Source organism: Mesorhizobium sp. ISC25 (assembly GCF_042295465.1).
In the GTDB taxonomy this organism is placed as follows: Bacteria; Pseudomonadota; Alphaproteobacteria; order Rhizobiales; family Rhizobiaceae; genus Mesorhizobium.
In genome coordinates, this window is sequence record NZ_CP135441.1 from 1,175,547 (window position 1) to 1,190,103 (window position 14,557).

The following is a 14,557-nucleotide window of genomic DNA, read 5'->3' on the forward strand; positions in this document are numbered from 1 at the left end:
CGGATGGCAACAGGCCGGAGCCCAGACCCCATGTACGCCGGCATTCGTGGCACCGAAATTCAATTCGACAGGCCGATCCTGTTCGTGCGCCAGCGTTATGCGCCTTTTGGTGGAGGCGAGATCATGCTGGAAAACATCATGGCGGCGTTCGCCGCGCGTCAGCGGCGGGTGGCCGTGCTCTCCGGCGACTGGCCGCGTTATGAAGGCATAGAATTCATCCATTGTGCCGGCCGCCGCTTTCCGCGCTCGTTGCGGGCAACGTCCTTTGCTCAGGCCGCCTGCCGCAAGATCGCCGAGATGCCACCGGCCCTGGTGCAGAGCAACGATCGCCTCCCGTGCTGCGACGTCTTCCGGGCCGGGGAGGGCGTTCATGCCGCCTATCTTGCCGAGCGGCGGCGTTTCGAGACGCGGCTTGGCAGGGCGGCGATGGCGCTGAGCCCCTTTCACCGCCAGACGCTGCGCCTCGAACGCGCAACCTATGCCAGCCCTCGGCTCAAAGCTGTCATAGCGATCTCGAAGATGGTGGCCGACGACATTGTCCGTCACTACGATTATCCGGCGCAAAATGTGCACCATATCCCCAACGGCGTGGACCTCGACCGCTTCAGCCCGCAGCTGCGCCAGCTGCATAGGGCCGCGGTCCGCGCGCGGCTCGACGTCGACGAAAACAGGTCGGTCGTCCTGTTTGTCGGCTCGGGCTTTGCGCGAAAGGGACTGCTTGCATTGATGAAGGCGGTCGCCAGGCTCGATGGCGAGCCTGAATTGTGGGTCATCGGCCATGATTCGCGCGCCAACGCCTTCAGGCAGGCCGGTGACAGGCTCGGTCTCGGCGCACGGCTCAAGATGCTTGGGCCGCAGAAAGACATGCTGCCGTGGTACGGCGCGGCCGATATTGCCGTGCTGCCTTCCATCTATGATCCTTTCGGCACAGTGGTCATCGAAGCGATGGCCAGCGGTTTGCCTGCTGTGGTAAGCACCGGCTGCGGAGCGCGCGAGCTTGTCGAGCGGTTCGAGCCGACGCTCGTTTGCGATGCGGCCAGCGAAAGCGACCTCGCAGCAGCGCTCGCGCACGCGCTGCGGTTGGCGTCACGACCTGAGACCGCAGCCAGGGTGAGAGCGGCGGCCGAACACTATGATTTCAATGTCATGATCAAGCGAATGATGGTGCTGTATGAAAGCCTTGATCTGGAATGATTTTCGACTTTGTTAGATCAGGTTAGTACCCTCAGTGTGCCAACAGGCCGGGAGCCGATGCTGCAGATGCATTCGAATGACAGTGGCAGCTTTGATGCCGGAACATTCTGACCGTGCCGGCGCTCTCGGTCATTATCATCACCCGCAACGAGGAGGCGTCCATCGCGCAATGCCTTCGGTCGGTCCATTTTGCCGATGAGATCGTCGTTCTCGACAACAACAGCAGCGACAGGACCAGGGAGATTGCCGGTGCTCTGGGGGCCAAGGTTCTGATGACTGTTGATTGGCCCGGTTTCGGCGCGCAAAAGAACCGTGCGCTGGCCGCGGCAACGGGGGATTGGATCCTCTCGCTGGATGCAGATGAGTGGGTGGAGGCGCCGCTCGGCGCGGAAATCAGGGCCGCAATCGCCGACCCAAAAGCTTATGACGGCTTCGAAATACCAAGAAGATCGCGCTTTTGCGGGCACATTGTCCGCCATAGCGGCTGGTCGCCCGATCTGGTGCTCAGGCTCTTCCGTCGCCGTTCCGGGCGCTTCAGCGACGACACCGTGCACGAGAAGGTATTGGTGAACGGGAAGGTCAGCCGATTATCCCAGCCGATCGAGCACGATTCCATCACCGACTTGGCAGATGCCCACGACAAGATCGGCCGGTACGCAGAAGCGTCCGCCGCGCAACTGATTGCCGAGGGCAAAAAAAGCTCGATAGGCAAGGCGGTCTTGCGCTCCGTCTGGGCCTATGTGCGCAGCTATGTTTTCCGGCTGGGATTTCTGGACGGTTCCATTGGTGCGATGGTGGCCGCGTATTCGGCCAGCTACACCTATCAGAAATGGGCGCGTGTCGCATTGGGAATGCGAGGCCAGGTCCACCCAAAAAAGCAAGGCTGAGGCCAGGACAAATCTGTGAGAAACCGGCTTGGTTGACCGCCATTGTTGCCGAGCCATCGCCAACTAGTTAGTGTACGACCGTTAAAATAGAAAGCCAGGGTAGTGAATATGACTGATGCGTTTAGGGTATTTATCGGATGGGACAGCCGTGAGCCGATCGCGTACGACGTCGCGCGGCATTCGCTGCTCAAACATGCGTCGGCGCCTATCTCCGTCATTCCGATCAAACAGGACGAGATGCGTGACCGCGGGCTGTATTGGCGGGAAAAAGATCCGCTCGCCTCGACGGAGTTCACCTACACGCGCTTTCTGACGCCCTTTCTCGCCGACTACACGGGTTGGGCCCTGTTTTGCGATTGCGATTTCCTGTGGCTTGGTGACGTCGCGGGCCTGCTGAAATATACTGACTCGGACAAGGCGGTCTATTGCGTCCAGCATGACTATACGCCGAAGGCCACGACCAAGATGGATGGCGTGGTCCAGACATCCTATCCTCGGAAAAACTGGTCGTCGCTGATGCTGTTCAATTGCGCGCATCCTTCGGTCAAATCGCTTACGCCAGAGGTCGTGAATCAGGAAAGTGGCGCCTATCTTCACCGAATGCAGTGGGTTGCCGACAAGGATTTGGGCTCATTGCCAGTAGAGTGGAATTGGCTCGAAGGCTGGAACGAAAAGCCTGCGGTCGGCACACCCAAGGCGGTCCACTATACCAGCGGCGGCCCGTGGTTTGCCGAGTGGCAGAATGTTGACTACGCCGACTTGTGGATAGCAGAACGCGACGAGTTCCTGGCTTCCGATCAAGCAGAATCTTCTCAGAGCGCAGTTCGATAAGAGCATCGGCAGGTGACCTGAGCGCTTCCGAAGTGGCATCGATTTTCGTGTCGCCAAGGGCGCAGCAACCAGCCGTCAGGCGCTGGGCGTCGACAACAATGCGCGGTGCGCCTTTGGGCGGGACCGGGGGCAGATTGCGCCTAGGAATCTGGCAGTTTAGGCCGTGTAAGCATGCCGCACCCAGTTAAGGATCAGCTCGCGGTAATATGATCGGTTTGGGGTCCGTCAGCTCTTTCATCGGCCTAGCCGGCACGCGAAAGTCGACCATGCCGTCACTGCGAAGACGCCTCGATCGATTCCTGGAAAACCGCGGGCCTAAAATACCGCGGCTGCAGCTGAACCATGTCGAGCGCCTGGCGCTGCTTCGTCGCCATGGTGATTTTTCCCTTGCCTATTCGACCGCCGTGCAGAAGGGGCTTCATTACTTCGGCGATGCCCACGGCTACATCGCTTACGGCAGCAAAACGCGACATCATTTCGCGCTCGGTGATCCAGTGGCTGATCCGGCCGCTCGGCGCGACTATATCAGACGTTTCATCGAGGCTGCCGGCAGCCCGTGGTTCGTGCAGATCGGCGAACAGACGGCGCGCGTGCTTGCCGGGCTTGACTATCAGGTCAACCGCCTCGGCGTTGACACCAAGCTTGTCCTGCCCGGACACGACTTTTCCGGAAAGCGCAATGAGACAGTGCGCTATTCCGAACGCTGGCTCTTGAGGAAAGGGTTTTCCTTCGCGGAGGACAACGGGACCGTCTTCCTCGACGAGATTGCCAGGCTCTCCCATAATTGGCGAGCCGACCGCATCGTCAAGCGCTGGGAGATGAGATTTCTCAACAGGCCCTTTGCCGATCACCTTGGCGTCGATATGCGCCGTTTCGTCCTGCACGGTCCGGATGGGGAGCTCGTGGCCTTGCTGGATTTCGATCCGCTGTTCAGCGACGGCAAGATCATCGGCTACACCACCTCGTTCAAGCGCAAGCACATCGATGCCTCGGCGCATGCCGAGATCGGCCTGACCAAATTTGCGGTCGACCGTTTTCGCGACGAAGGTGTTTCCGCCGTCACCCTCGGCCTGTCGCCGCTTGTCGAAATCGGACCTAGCGGGTTTGCCGAAAGCGATTTCTGGCGGCGCGCCTTCCAGCGTGCCTATGACTCGCCCTGGGTCAATCGCACCCGTTTCAACCTGCAGGGGCAGGCGGCCTTCAAGCGCCGGTTCCACGGTGTCGAAGAGCCGACCTATCTTGCCTTTCGCAAGGGGAGCTTTTTCGAAGCGCTTTCTCTGCTCCGGCTGATCAGGGCCGTCTAGTACCTGGTGGATGAAGGGCTCGTCGTCTCCCAGTATGGTCGACGACCTCACACCGGCCAGGTTTGGTCGTTTAGGTGGGAAAGGAATGCCGCGGCGGGATGCAAAAGACCGGCTGCGAAGCGCCGGACCATTCTTGCGGTCTTCGCCCCAGTTCGTCCGGGGCACTTTTGGCAGCCTGAGAACAGCTCCGCATCAGCGCGCCAGCGAGCGGATTCACTATTGCTGCTGCGTACCGCCAGGAATAATGAGAGTACCCTGGCCCGGCCTTGAGAATCTGAAGCCTATGAAGAACAAAGCAACGATGATCAAACAAATGACGATGACCGCGACGACGCTGCCAGGATGGTGTTCGGTATCTGGCGGTTGGACCATTGCCTTCCCGTATGGCTATCGCCACTGACCTTCTTCATCTTCCAACCGAGCATGACGACTGTCAATGGACAGAGGAGCTGCCCCCGCCATCCAATCAGCCGCCGGTAGCGTCGAACACGTTACGCGCTTGCCGACCGAAGTTGATAATGGACCGAACCACAACTTGTCCTAAGCACGCCTCCATCGCTGCGAAGCGTTGGATGGCGGCGATCCACCGCGGCTTAGTCAAGCCGGAAACAGGAACGCCGCCGCCGGATCGAAAAAGACCTGCCGGCTGCAGGGCGACACACCCTGCGATTGCATGGCGGCGGAGGTCGGCCTGATGTCAACCTCCTGTCCAGCGGCGATGCGCGCGACGATCCGCCGGCGCTCGCCGTAAAATGCGATGTCGACGATCTCGACATTCAGTTCAGCGCTCGCCGGGCTCCGCTCCATGCTAAAGGCTTCGGGGCGGATCATCAGCCTGGTCTTCTGGCCTTTGCCGAACGTGCCGTTGGCCCTGACTCCGGATATGATCGAACCGTCTGTCATGCGGATCGTTGTCTTGCCGTTGGTGGTGTCGAGATGTTCGGCGGCGAGGAAATTCGAATTGCCGATGAAGCCGGCGACGAAATCGGTCGCCGGCCTGAGATAGAGATCCTCGCCGGTGCCGGTCTGCTCGATGCGGCCATCCTTGAACAGAGCGATCCGGTCCGACAGATGCAGCGCCTCTTCCTGATCGTGGGTGACATAGAGGATGGTGACGCCGGTCTGGCGATGGATGCGGCGGATTTCGCTCTGGATTTCCTCGCGCAGCTTCTTGTCGAGCGCCGACAATGGCTCGTCCATCAAAAGGATCGGCGGATCGTAGGCCAACGCCCGGGCCAGCGCGACGCGCTGCTGCTGGCCGCCCGACAGCGCACCGGGCAAGCGCCCGGCAAAGCTTTCGAGCCGCACCAGGGCCAGCATGTCGGCGACCTTTTTCTTCACCTCGGCGTCCGGCCGGCGGCGAACCCGCAACGGAAAAGCGACGTTTTCGGCCACCGTCAGATGCGGAAACAGCGTGTAGCGCTGGAAGACCATGCCGATATTGCGCTTGTGCGAAGGCACTGCAAGCAGTGATTTTCCTTCCAGCACGACATCGCCGGAAGTCGGGTCCTGAAAGCCGGCGATCGCGTAGAGCGTCGTCGATTTCCCCGAACCGGAGGGCCCGAGGAAGGTCAGGAATTCGCCCCTGGGAATGTCCAGCGTGATGTCGTGCACGGCGACGATCGCCCCGAACGCCTTGCGCAGATTGCGGATGGAGAGGAAAGGCTGGGTCATGTCCGGAACTTTCGCTGCAGCAGCGCCGTCACCAGCATCAGGGCAAGCGTCAGCCCGACAAGCAGGCTGGAGGCGGCGGCGATCACCGGACTGAGGTCCGACCGCAGACTGCCCCAAATCTTGACGGGCAAGGTTTGCAAGCTGGGGCTGGCCATAAAGATCGCCACCACGACTTCGTCCCACGAGGCGAGGAAGGAAAAGATCGCGGCGGAGAAGATGCCGATCCGGATCGACGGCAAGGTGATCCTGAGCCTGGCCTCGAGCGGGCTTGCCCCGCAGACGATTGCCGCGTCCTCGATCGACTTGTCGAACCCTTCGAGCGCGGTGGCGATCGGAATGATGGCGAAGGGCAGCGCCAACACGGTGTGGGCGATGACGAAGCCGATGGTGGTACCGCCGAGGCCGAGGCGAAGGAAGAAGGCGTAGATTGCGATGGCGAAGACGACGACGGGCAGGACCATCGGCGTCAGCAGCAGGCCGCGCAGGATCTCACGTCCGGCAAACCGTCCGCGAACCAGAGCAAAGGAGGCGAGCAGGCCGATCGCTACTGCCAGGATCGTCGTCATGGTGGCGATCCGAGCGCTGGTCAGCGCCGCGTCGAGCCAGGCCGGATCGGCAAAAAGCTTCTGGTACCATTTGAGCGTCCAGCCGGGCGGCGGAAAAGCCAGCCAACGCGACGAGCCGAAGGAGAGCAAGACAATGAAGACCACTGGCAGCAGAAGAAAGGCGCCGACCAGCGCGGTGAAGCCGAGCAGGGCAACCCGTAGCCAACCCATGCGGTCATAGTCGAGCAGCATCTCAGATGCCTCCGCTCATGCGCCTGGCACCGACAAGGCGCAGCTGCAGCGCGTAGAGAACCATGGTGACGACAAGCAGGATGAAGGCTGCGGCGCTGCCGAGCCCCCAGTTAAGCAGCGACTGGACCATCTGCGCGATCATTTCGGCAAGCATCATGTTCGACGTGCCGCCGAGCAGTGCCGGCGTGACGAAGTAGCCGAGCGACATGACGAAGACCATCAGGCCACCGGCGGCGACGCCGGGCAGCGACAGCGGCAGGAGGATGCGGCGGAACGCCTGGAAAGGGCTTGCGCCGCACAGCGACGCCGCACGCAGCGTCATCGGATCGATCGCCCGTAACGTGCCGACCAGCGGCAGGATCATGAAGGGCAGCATGATATAGACCATGCCGATGGTGACGCCGGTGAGATTGTTGATGAGCGGCAGCGGCTGGTCGATGACGCCGATGGTCATCAGCGTCCGGTTGATGACGCCGGTACGCTGCAGCAGCACCATCCAGGCATAGGTGCGGGCCAGCAGGTTCGTCCACATCGACAGAATGATGATGCCGAAGATGATCGAGGCCAGTCCCGAAGGCATGATCGCCAGCAGCCAGGCGACCGGAAAGGCGACAAGGACCGTGACGATGGTGACCAGCGCCGCGACCAGGAATGTGTTGAAGAACACCCGCACATAAGTGCCGTCACCAAGCAGGGCAGCATAGTTCTGCAAGCCTGGCTCGGGCTCCGTGACACTGCGCAAAAGCAGCGCCAGCACGGGGACGACGAAGAACAGCATAATCAGAATCAGGGCCGGCAGCAGGCCATTGAGACCTGCCGGCACCCGCACCGTTCCAAAGTTCCGGCGTGTTTCAACCGACATGACAGCGACCCGGCTACGGGACGAGACGGCGCGAACCGTCTCGTCCATTGCGGTTCAAGGGCGGGCTTATTTCGCCTGCCAGGCGTACCAGCGCGCGGCGATGGTGTCGCGATTGGCGGCCCAGTAGTTCATGTCGAGATTGATCTGTCCGTCGACATGAGCGTCCGGCAGCGATTTCACGGCATCGGCTGGCATCTCTGCCTTGGCCTTGGTGTTGATCGGCGCATAACCGCTGGCCTCGGCAAATTTGGCCTGGCCAGCGGGGCCGCTCGCCGCGGCGAGGAATTTCATCGCCGTATCCTTGTTCTTGGCACCCTTCGGTACCACCAGAACGTCGGCTGCGGTCAGGTTCTGGTTCCAGGAGACACCGACATCGGCGCCATCCTTGTCCAGTGCGAAGACGCGGCCGTTCCACAGCTGGCCGAACGTTGCTTCGCCGGATGCGATCAATTGCTGCGACTCCGCCCCGCCGCCCCACCAGACGATGTCCGACTTGATGGTGTCGAGTTTCTTGAAGGCGCGATCGAGATCCAGCGGATAGAGCTTGTCCGCCGGAACACCATCGGCCAGCAGCGCGATCTCGATGACACCGGGCGCCGACCATTTGTAGAAGGTCCGCTTGCCCGGGAACTTCGTCAGGTCGAACATGTCGGCCCAGCCGGCCGGTTCACCCGAAACGGCGCCCTTGTTCCAGGCGAGCACGAAGGAATAGTAGAAACTGCCGACGGCGTGATCGGTGGTGAAGCGCGGATCGAGGTCGGCCTTCGGCACGGTCTTGAAGTCGATCGGCTCGAGCAGACCGTCCTTGGCCGCCTTGATGGCGAAATCCATCTCGACGTCGACGACGTCCCAGTTGACACTGCCGCTGTCGACCATCGCCTTCAGCTTGCCGTAGTCGGTCGGGCCGTCCTGCATGACCTTGATGCCGGATGCGGCCGTGAACGGCTCGGCCCAGGATTTGGTCTGCGCTTCCTGGGTCGTCCCGCCCCAGCTGGTGAACACCATGTCCTCGGCCTTCGCGGCCGTCGTTGCCAGAACTGTCGTTGCAATAAATCCGGCAAGGATGCCGGTGATGATCAGTTTCATGTCGTTCTCCTCTGTTGTTTTCGTTGTTGTCTGTTCGCGATCGGTCGTTTTCGCCTTGATCGCGCATCTCCGGCCAGCGGCGGCTACCGCATGACAAAAGGATCGGGAATCGGGTCGTCGGAGGTGCGTATCCACACCGATTTCGAACGCGTGTAGTCGCGGATCGCATCGAGGCCGCCCTCGCGGCCGAGCCCGGATTGGCCGTAGCCGCCAAACGGAACCAGCGGCGAGACCGCTCGGTAGGTGTTGATCCAGACCACGCCGGCATGGATGCCGCGCGCCATCCGGTGGGCTTGTGCCAGATTGGTGGTGAACACGCCGGACGCCAGACCGAACTTCGTGTCGTTGGCGAGCGAAAGCGCTTCCGCTTCGCTGTCGAAGGCAAGCACCGAGAGCACCGGGCCAAAGAGCTCTTCGCGCACGCAGGCAAGGGTCTGATCAGGCGCGTCGATAATCGTCGGCGCGTAGTAGAAGCCATCCGCCATGCCCGTGGGGCGGATGCCGCCGGTGACCAGCCGCCCGCCGGCGGCCAGGCTTTCAGCAATGATCTTCTCTATCCATTCGCGCTGGCGCGAGGTGGCGAGCGGTCCCATTTCGATCGCGGGATCCTGCGGATCGCCAATCCTGATCGCCTCGGCCTTGCGCTTGAGCCGGGCGAGGAATTCGTCCTTCACGGAGCGCTGGACCAGCAGCCGCGAGCCGGCGACGCAGCTCTGGCCGGTGGCAGCGAAGATGCCGGCAACGACCGCGTTGGCGGCGCTGTCCAGATCGGCATCGGCGAACACCACGACCGGGCTTTTGCCGCCGAGCTCGAGCGTCGTGAAGGCGAGGTTTTCCGCCGTATTCCTGACGATCTGCCGAGCGGTCGAGGGACCGCCGGTGAAGGCGATGCGGGCGACGAGCGGATGACTGGTCAGGCGGTGACCGCAATCGTGGCCGAAGCCGGTCAGGATGTTGACGGTCCCGGCGGGAAATCCCGCCTCATGGACGAGTTCGGCGAAGGCCAGCAACGGGGCAGGGCCGTCTTCAGATGCTTTCAGAACGATGGTGCAGCCGGCCGCCAGCGCCGGCCCGAGCTTGACGGCGGACAGGAAGAGCTGCGAATTCCACGGCACAATGGCGGCGACCACTCCGATCGGTTCGGGCCGGATGGTTACTTCCATGTCGGCCTTATCGATGGGGACGAATGAGCCCTCGTGCTTGTCGGCCAACCCGCCATAATAGCGGTAGTAGTCGCCGACATAGGCGATCTGGGCGCGGGTCTCGCGGATGATCTTGCCGGTGTCGCGCGTCTCGAGTTCAGCCAGCCGGTCGGCATTGGCGACCACCAGATCGCCGAGCCGCACCAGAAGCTTGCCGCGTGCCGTTGCCGTCATGGCTGCCCACGGGGCGGAGCGCAGCGCCCGGTGAGCGGCTTCGACGGCGCGGTCGACATCATCCGACGATGCAGCGGGCATCGTCGTCCATGGCGCGCCAGTCGAGGGATCGATGCTGTCGAAGGTCGCCGCCACTTCGACGAAGCTGCCGTCTATATAGTTCCTGAATTGAGTGGTGCTCATCGCAATCCAGCTTTCGGTCCAGCTTTCGGCCCGGAAAAGGCCGGCATCACCCTGTCGATGAAGAGCTGCAGCGATTTCTTCTTGCGCTGATGGGAAAGGCCGCTGTCGATCCAGATCGAATACTGATCGTAGCCGAGCGCTTCGTAGGCCTTCAGCCTGGCGATCACCTCGTCGGCTTCGCCAATGACGAGGTTCTGCCTGATCTTGTCTGGCGCATACTGCGGCAACGCCACGATCTCGTCCTCGGTCAGCGCTTCCATTATGCCCTGACGCACCGGCTTCTTGTTCTGGAACCAGGCGCCGAACTGGCAGTAGAACTGCGACAGATCCTGCGCGAGCCGGTCAGCCTCCGCGGCGTCCTCGGCAACGAAAGTATGCATCAGCAGCATGATCTCCGGCCTTGATGCGTCGGGGTGGACATTGCACGCCGCGTTGAAACGCTCCATCAGGCTGGCCACTTCGCCATCGCCGGAGGCAAGCGGCGTCACCTGGACGTTGCATTTGCTGGAAACCGCAAAGTCGTGCGAGTTCGGATCGCGTGCGGCCACCCAGATCGGCGGATAAGGCTTTTGCAACGGTTTGGGCGACGAGGTGGTTGAAGGAAACGACCAGAACTCGCCGGCGAGTTCGAAATCGCCATCCCACAGGCCGCGAATCGCCGGCACCATCTCGCGCATACGCTGGCCGGCACCCCAGGCCTCGAGGCCTGGGAAAAGCCGCTGGTATTCGTAAGCGTAGGCGCCGCGCGCAATGCCGATGTCTAGACGGCCGCCGGTGATGACGTCGGCCATCGCCGCTTCGCCGGCAAGCTTGATCGGGTGCCAGAACGGCGCGACGATGGTTCCTGTTCCGAGCCGGATGCGCCTGGTTTTGGCGGCGAGCCAGGCGATGTTGATGAACGGGTTCGGCGAGATAGTGAATTCCATCCCGTGATGCTCGCCGATCCAGGCAGTCTCGAATCCTGCCTCTTCGGCCTGCAGAACCAGCTCCTCCAGCTCGCCGACAAGCTCGGAATGCGGCTTGGCCGGATCCGATCGCTCCATGTGCACGAAAAGCGAAAACTTCATCGGTTTCACCCGCGGCCGGAAAGAGGAATTTGAGAAGGCGAGGGCTTGGCCAGCGGCCGGACTTCGCCTTCGACCTCGTTGCCGACATAGACGCCGAATGCATCTTCCGTACGTTCGCGCGCATAGCGGGCAAGCATCGAACGCACTGCGGGATCGGCGATCTTCAGATCCGCGATCTTCTTGATGTCGACAAGCCGCATCTGGCGATCGTCGGAATAGGGGCCGTCGACCGTTCCGCGATAATAAACATGGGTGCGCGAGGGTTCGGCGGCATCGTCCCACACCGCGAACAGGAAGCCGAGCTGGGCGTCTATAGCTCTGGCGGCAAGGCGCCCCTTGAGACTGCGCGCATCGTTCGGCGTGCCCAATCCGCGCCCCGCAGGCAATTCATAAAAACCATCGGCCGTTGCGAAGAACAGCACACGGCCCTCATTCTCGAGAATGGCGCCGACCTCCGTATCGGGGGGCGCCGCCGCCAGCGCCTCCTGGCTGAGGCCAGGCGTGACGTAGGTGCCTCTGCAATAACCGAGGGGCTGGGCTCCGTTGTGACTGAAGTCACGGACGCGGCCGATGAGGATCGAGTGATCGCCAGCATCGACCAGCTGCTCCATGCCGCAATCGAACACCGCAACGCAGCCGTCGATCAGCGGATTGCCGGTGCGGCCCGGTTGCCAGGCCACGGCCGCGAACTTGTCCGCTGCTTTGGAAGCGAAGATGCCGGAATGGGCCTTCTGGCGCTCCGACAGGATGTTGATGGCGAAACCTCTCGACGTCGAAAAAGCACTGTGTCCCAGCGCCCTCTTGGCGACGCAGACAAGCACCAGCGGCGGCTCGAGCGAGACCGAGGTGAAGGAGTTGGCGGTGAAGCCGCGCGGTTCGCCTTCCGCGCTGATCGTGGTGACGATGGTAACACCGGTCAGGAAGGAGCCGAGCGCGCGCCGGAATTCGCCGCTGTCAAAGACGGTATCCGTCTCCGGCTTCACGCCAGCGTCTCCTGCCGTGTCGAGAAATTCCATGATGTGTTTGGTCACTTTTTCAGGAGAAGCCATTGCCATCATGTGCCTTTCTCCATTGAGCACGAGGCATTGGCCGTGCGGCGCCAGCCTCGCCATCGCCGCCGACATGGCCGGGGTCGAATTGCTGTCTTGCGACCCGGTTAAGAACAGGGCCGGCGCGGCAAGACCGGGGAGAGCATCGGCGTGCTCGGCATCGGCATGGGCAAAGAGGCGATAGGTGCGCGCGTAGCCTTCGGGGTCGACTCTTTCAAGGGCGGCGCGCGCGGTGGTGGCCGCCCCGATAAGGTTCGCCGGCAGCGGGTCGCCGAACCAGCGGGCAAGCGTAGCCGCAATGGCGGAAGGGTTGCCATGGGGGCCGAGCGCGGCCGCACGCTCGCGTACGGCCTGCGCCAAGGCCGTGGGGCGGCGGAATACCGCATTGAGACAGACGATGGAGCGAACGCGCGAAGGGGTGCGAAGGGCGATCTCCAGAGCGACCAGCGCGCCCATCGAATGGCCGACGATCGACACCGACGCCAGGCCAAGATGGTCGAGAAGGCGAACCGCCTGATCGGCGAAATTCGACAGGCTGGCTTCTTCCGGCGGCAGCGGTGAAACGCCGTGGCCGAGCATGTCGATGGCGATCAGGTCATGATGGTCTTTCATCGCCGCGATCTGATCGTGCCAGATCGCGGCGTTCATGCCGACACCGTGAATGAGCAGAACCGGCGCGCCGGAGCCGGCGCGGATGAAGCCGGTGCCGTCCGGAGCCGTGTCCCGGACCCATGCGGTGGCAGCGACGTCAGCCATGCAGGTCTCCGACCTCCTTGAGGTCCTGATAGCGGTCGCCGATACGATGGTGCGGGCGGCCGCCAATCGAAGCGCCAAGCGCCACCACCAGCTCGTCGGGCGCGGGCGCGTCGCCGATTTGGAAATGTACGGTCAGATAGTGGGAGCGGCGGCCTTCGTCGTTCTTGTCCATCAGCGGGATCATGATCGGGGTGTTCGGCCCTCCGCGCAGATTGGTGAAGGCGAGATAGGTCTTGGCGCCAACGGCGCGACGGTAATGGTTGCCGAAATGCAGCGTATGGATCAGCGCCGATGCATGCTCGATCTCGCCCGCCGTGCCGCAGACCGCGGCCTTGCCATAACCTTCTATTGCCTCGCCGGAACCGGCAACGGCGATAATCTCGCTGGTCAGCAGTTCGCCGAGGACGGGAGCAATGACGCGGATCTCCGGCGACAGGTCGTCGGTGAAACCGCGGCCCGCCCAAGGGTTTGTCAGCACGGCGGCGACGCCGATCAGGCGCAACGGTTTTGGGGCTTCCTTGCCGCCCTCGATTAACGTGTTCTCGATGTAGGTGACGATCTTTCGAATGGCTGGTTTCATGAAAGTCCTCGGTCGCCACGGCGCTGTGCAGCGCCGAAATCTTTACATCATCTTATGGTATACCATACTATGGAGCACCAGAAGCCTTGTCAATCGGCTATGGAATCTGTTTTGTGGCCGGATCGAATAGGGAGAGAAAATGTCAGGCGATACGCTGCGGATCGACCGCTCTGCCAAGACGCTGAGGACGCTGGCGCTGGAGCGCATGCGTGAAGCGATCATGGGCTTCCATTTCCAGCCTGGTGAAAGGCTGGTCGAGCGGCCGCTATGCGATCAGCTCGGGGTGAGCCGTTCCGTCGTGCGCGAGGTGCTGCGGCAGCTCGAGGCGGAAGGCCTGGTGCAGATGGTCCCCGGCCATGGGCCCGCCGTGGCCAAGCCGGACCTCGGCCGCACCGACGAAATCTATGAATTGCGGGCGCTGCTCGAGGGCATCGCGGCGCGGGCTTGCGCCCTAACGGCCACGGACGCGCAGATCGCTTTGCTCGATGCCGCCTTGACGAACCTGCTTGAGGCGTGGGCGTCCGGTGCGCCTGTCGAGGTGATGCGGGCAACGACCAAGTTCTATGAAACGCTGTTCGAGGCGGCCGACAAGCGCATTGCCTGGGAAATCGTGACGGGGCTGAATGTCCGCATCAACCAGCTCCGCTCAATGACGATCGCGTCGGAGAACCGCCGCGAGCCGGCGATCGCCGAAATGACCGAAATCATGGATGCAATCCGGTCGCGCAAACCGGACGAGGCGGAGGCGGCGGCGCGGCGGCACGTCGAATCCGCGTGGCAGATCGCCCGCAACACGCTTCGCCTTGGCTGACTGGTATGCCGCCAACGCGGTTCATCGTTCCATGGCAGGCGTCTAATTGGTGCGTGCAGCGAGGTGTGTGACGTGACCAAATTGCTTTCAGTTGCGGCGG

At 62.3% G+C, this 14,557-nt stretch carries 13 protein-coding genes; 5 read left to right on the forward strand and 8 right to left on the reverse strand.

Features of this window, described 5'->3' with window-relative positions; genetic code table 11:
• Window positions 1-30: 30 nt before the first annotated feature.
• The 4 genes from RQ479_RS05755 to RQ479_RS05770 all read left to right on the forward strand — a co-directional run bounded on the left by RQ479_RS05755 (window position 31) and on the right by RQ479_RS05770 (window position 4,216).
• Window positions 31-1,194, forward strand: coding sequence for a glycosyltransferase family 4 protein (locus RQ479_RS05755; RefSeq protein WP_376704401.1), 1,164 nt, complete (start codon window positions 31-33; stop codon window positions 1,192-1,194).
• A gap of 113 nt (window positions 1,195-1,307) precedes the next feature.
• Window positions 1,308-2,081: a glycosyltransferase family 2 protein gene (locus RQ479_RS05760; protein ID WP_376704402.1), complete on the forward strand. Its 774-nt coding sequence runs from the start codon at window positions 1,308-1,310 to the stop codon at window positions 2,079-2,081.
• Between the two features lie 108 nt (window positions 2,082-2,189).
• The gene (locus tag RQ479_RS05765; RefSeq protein WP_352517119.1) at window positions 2,190-2,912 is read left to right on the forward strand and encodes a glycosyltransferase; all 723 of its coding nucleotides are present in this window, start codon (window positions 2,190-2,192) and stop codon (window positions 2,910-2,912) included.
• A gap of 266 nt (window positions 2,913-3,178) precedes the next feature.
• Window positions 3,179-4,216 (forward strand): phosphatidylglycerol lysyltransferase domain-containing protein, encoded by a 1,038-nt coding sequence (locus tag RQ479_RS05770; protein WP_352466240.1) that lies wholly within the window; start codon window positions 3,179-3,181, stop codon window positions 4,214-4,216.
• 597 nt (window positions 4,217-4,813) lie between these two features.
• Here RQ479_RS05770 and RQ479_RS05775 read toward each other — a convergent pair.
• From RQ479_RS05775 to RQ479_RS05810, 8 genes are all read right to left on the reverse strand, one after another.
• Window positions 4,814-5,890 carry an ABC transporter ATP-binding protein gene (locus tag RQ479_RS05775; protein WP_376704403.1) on the reverse strand — a complete coding sequence of 359 codons (1,077 nt, stop codon included), beginning with the start codon at window positions 5,888-5,890 and terminating at the stop codon, window positions 4,814-4,816.
• The gene (locus RQ479_RS05780; protein WP_376704404.1) at window positions 5,887-6,687 is read right to left on the reverse strand and encodes an ABC transporter permease; all 801 of its coding nucleotides are present in this window, start codon (window positions 6,685-6,687) and stop codon (window positions 5,887-5,889) included. Before RQ479_RS05780 ends, RQ479_RS05775 begins: the two co-directional genes overlap by 4 nt.
• Before the next feature lies 1 nt (window position 6,688).
• Complete coding sequence (locus RQ479_RS05785; protein WP_376704405.1) at window positions 6,689-7,549, reverse strand: ABC transporter permease; 861 nt, start codon at window positions 7,547-7,549, stop codon at window positions 6,689-6,691.
• Between the two features lie 66 nt (window positions 7,550-7,615).
• Window positions 7,616-8,635, reverse strand: a complete 1,020-nt coding sequence (locus RQ479_RS05790; RefSeq protein WP_352517118.1) for an ABC transporter substrate-binding protein — start codon at window positions 8,633-8,635, stop codon at window positions 7,616-7,618.
• Window positions 8,636-8,718: 83 nt separating this feature from the next.
• Window positions 8,719-10,194 (reverse strand): aldehyde dehydrogenase, encoded by a 1,476-nt coding sequence (locus RQ479_RS05795; protein ID WP_376704406.1) that lies wholly within the window; start codon window positions 10,192-10,194, stop codon window positions 8,719-8,721.
• Window positions 10,191-11,261: an LLM class flavin-dependent oxidoreductase gene (locus RQ479_RS05800; RefSeq protein WP_376704407.1), complete on the reverse strand. Its 1,071-nt coding sequence runs from the start codon at window positions 11,259-11,261 to the stop codon at window positions 10,191-10,193. The genes RQ479_RS05795 and RQ479_RS05800 overlap by 4 nt, the downstream gene beginning before the upstream one ends.
• A gap of 5 nt (window positions 11,262-11,266) precedes the next feature.
• Complete coding sequence (locus tag RQ479_RS05805) at window positions 11,267-13,066, reverse strand: alpha/beta fold hydrolase (RefSeq protein WP_376704408.1); 1,800 nt, start codon at window positions 13,064-13,066, stop codon at window positions 11,267-11,269.
• The gene (locus RQ479_RS05810) at window positions 13,059-13,646 is read right to left on the reverse strand and encodes an amino acid synthesis family protein (RefSeq protein WP_352466232.1); all 588 of its coding nucleotides are present in this window, start codon (window positions 13,644-13,646) and stop codon (window positions 13,059-13,061) included. The genes RQ479_RS05805 and RQ479_RS05810 overlap by 8 nt, the downstream gene beginning before the upstream one ends.
• Before the next feature lie 139 nt (window positions 13,647-13,785).
• On the opposite strand from RQ479_RS05810, the gene RQ479_RS05815 reads away from it, so the two are divergent.
• Complete coding sequence (locus RQ479_RS05815) at window positions 13,786-14,457, forward strand: GntR family transcriptional regulator (protein WP_352466231.1); 672 nt, start codon at window positions 13,786-13,788, stop codon at window positions 14,455-14,457.
• Window positions 14,458-14,557 lie beyond the last annotated feature (100 nt).

Coding starts and splice junctions, on each gene's coding strand:
- RQ479_RS05795 (WP_376704406.1), bottom strand. CDS start 10,194: ATGAGCACCACTCAATTCAGGAACTATATAGACGGCAGCTTCGTCGAA.
- RQ479_RS05765 (WP_352517119.1), top strand. CDS start 2,190: ATGACTGATGCGTTTAGGGTATTTATCGGATGGGACAGCCGTGAGCCG.
- RQ479_RS05780 (WP_376704404.1), bottom strand. CDS start 6,687: ATGCTGCTCGACTATGACCGCATGGGTTGGCTACGGGTTGCCCTGCTC.
- RQ479_RS05815 (WP_352466231.1), top strand. CDS start 13,786: ATGTCAGGCGATACGCTGCGGATCGACCGCTCTGCCAAGACGCTGAGG.
- RQ479_RS05810 (WP_352466232.1), bottom strand. CDS start 13,646: ATGAAACCAGCCATTCGAAAGATCGTCACCTACATCGAGAACACGTTA.
- RQ479_RS05790 (WP_352517118.1), bottom strand. CDS start 8,635: ATGAAACTGATCATCACCGGCATCCTTGCCGGATTTATTGCAACGACA.
- RQ479_RS05770 (WP_352466240.1), top strand. CDS start 3,179: ATGCCGTCACTGCGAAGACGCCTCGATCGATTCCTGGAAAACCGCGGG.
- RQ479_RS05800 (WP_376704407.1), bottom strand. CDS start 11,261: ATGAAGTTTTCGCTTTTCGTGCACATGGAGCGATCGGATCCGGCCAAG.
- RQ479_RS05755 (WP_376704401.1), top strand. CDS start 31: ATGTACGCCGGCATTCGTGGCACCGAAATTCAATTCGACAGGCCGATC.
- RQ479_RS05785 (WP_376704405.1), bottom strand. CDS start 7,549: ATGTCGGTTGAAACACGCCGGAACTTTGGAACGGTGCGGGTGCCGGCA.
- RQ479_RS05805 (WP_376704408.1), bottom strand. CDS start 13,066: ATGGCTGACGTCGCTGCCACCGCATGGGTCCGGGACACGGCTCCGGAC.
- RQ479_RS05775 (WP_376704403.1), bottom strand. CDS start 5,890: ATGACCCAGCCTTTCCTCTCCATCCGCAATCTGCGCAAGGCGTTCGGG.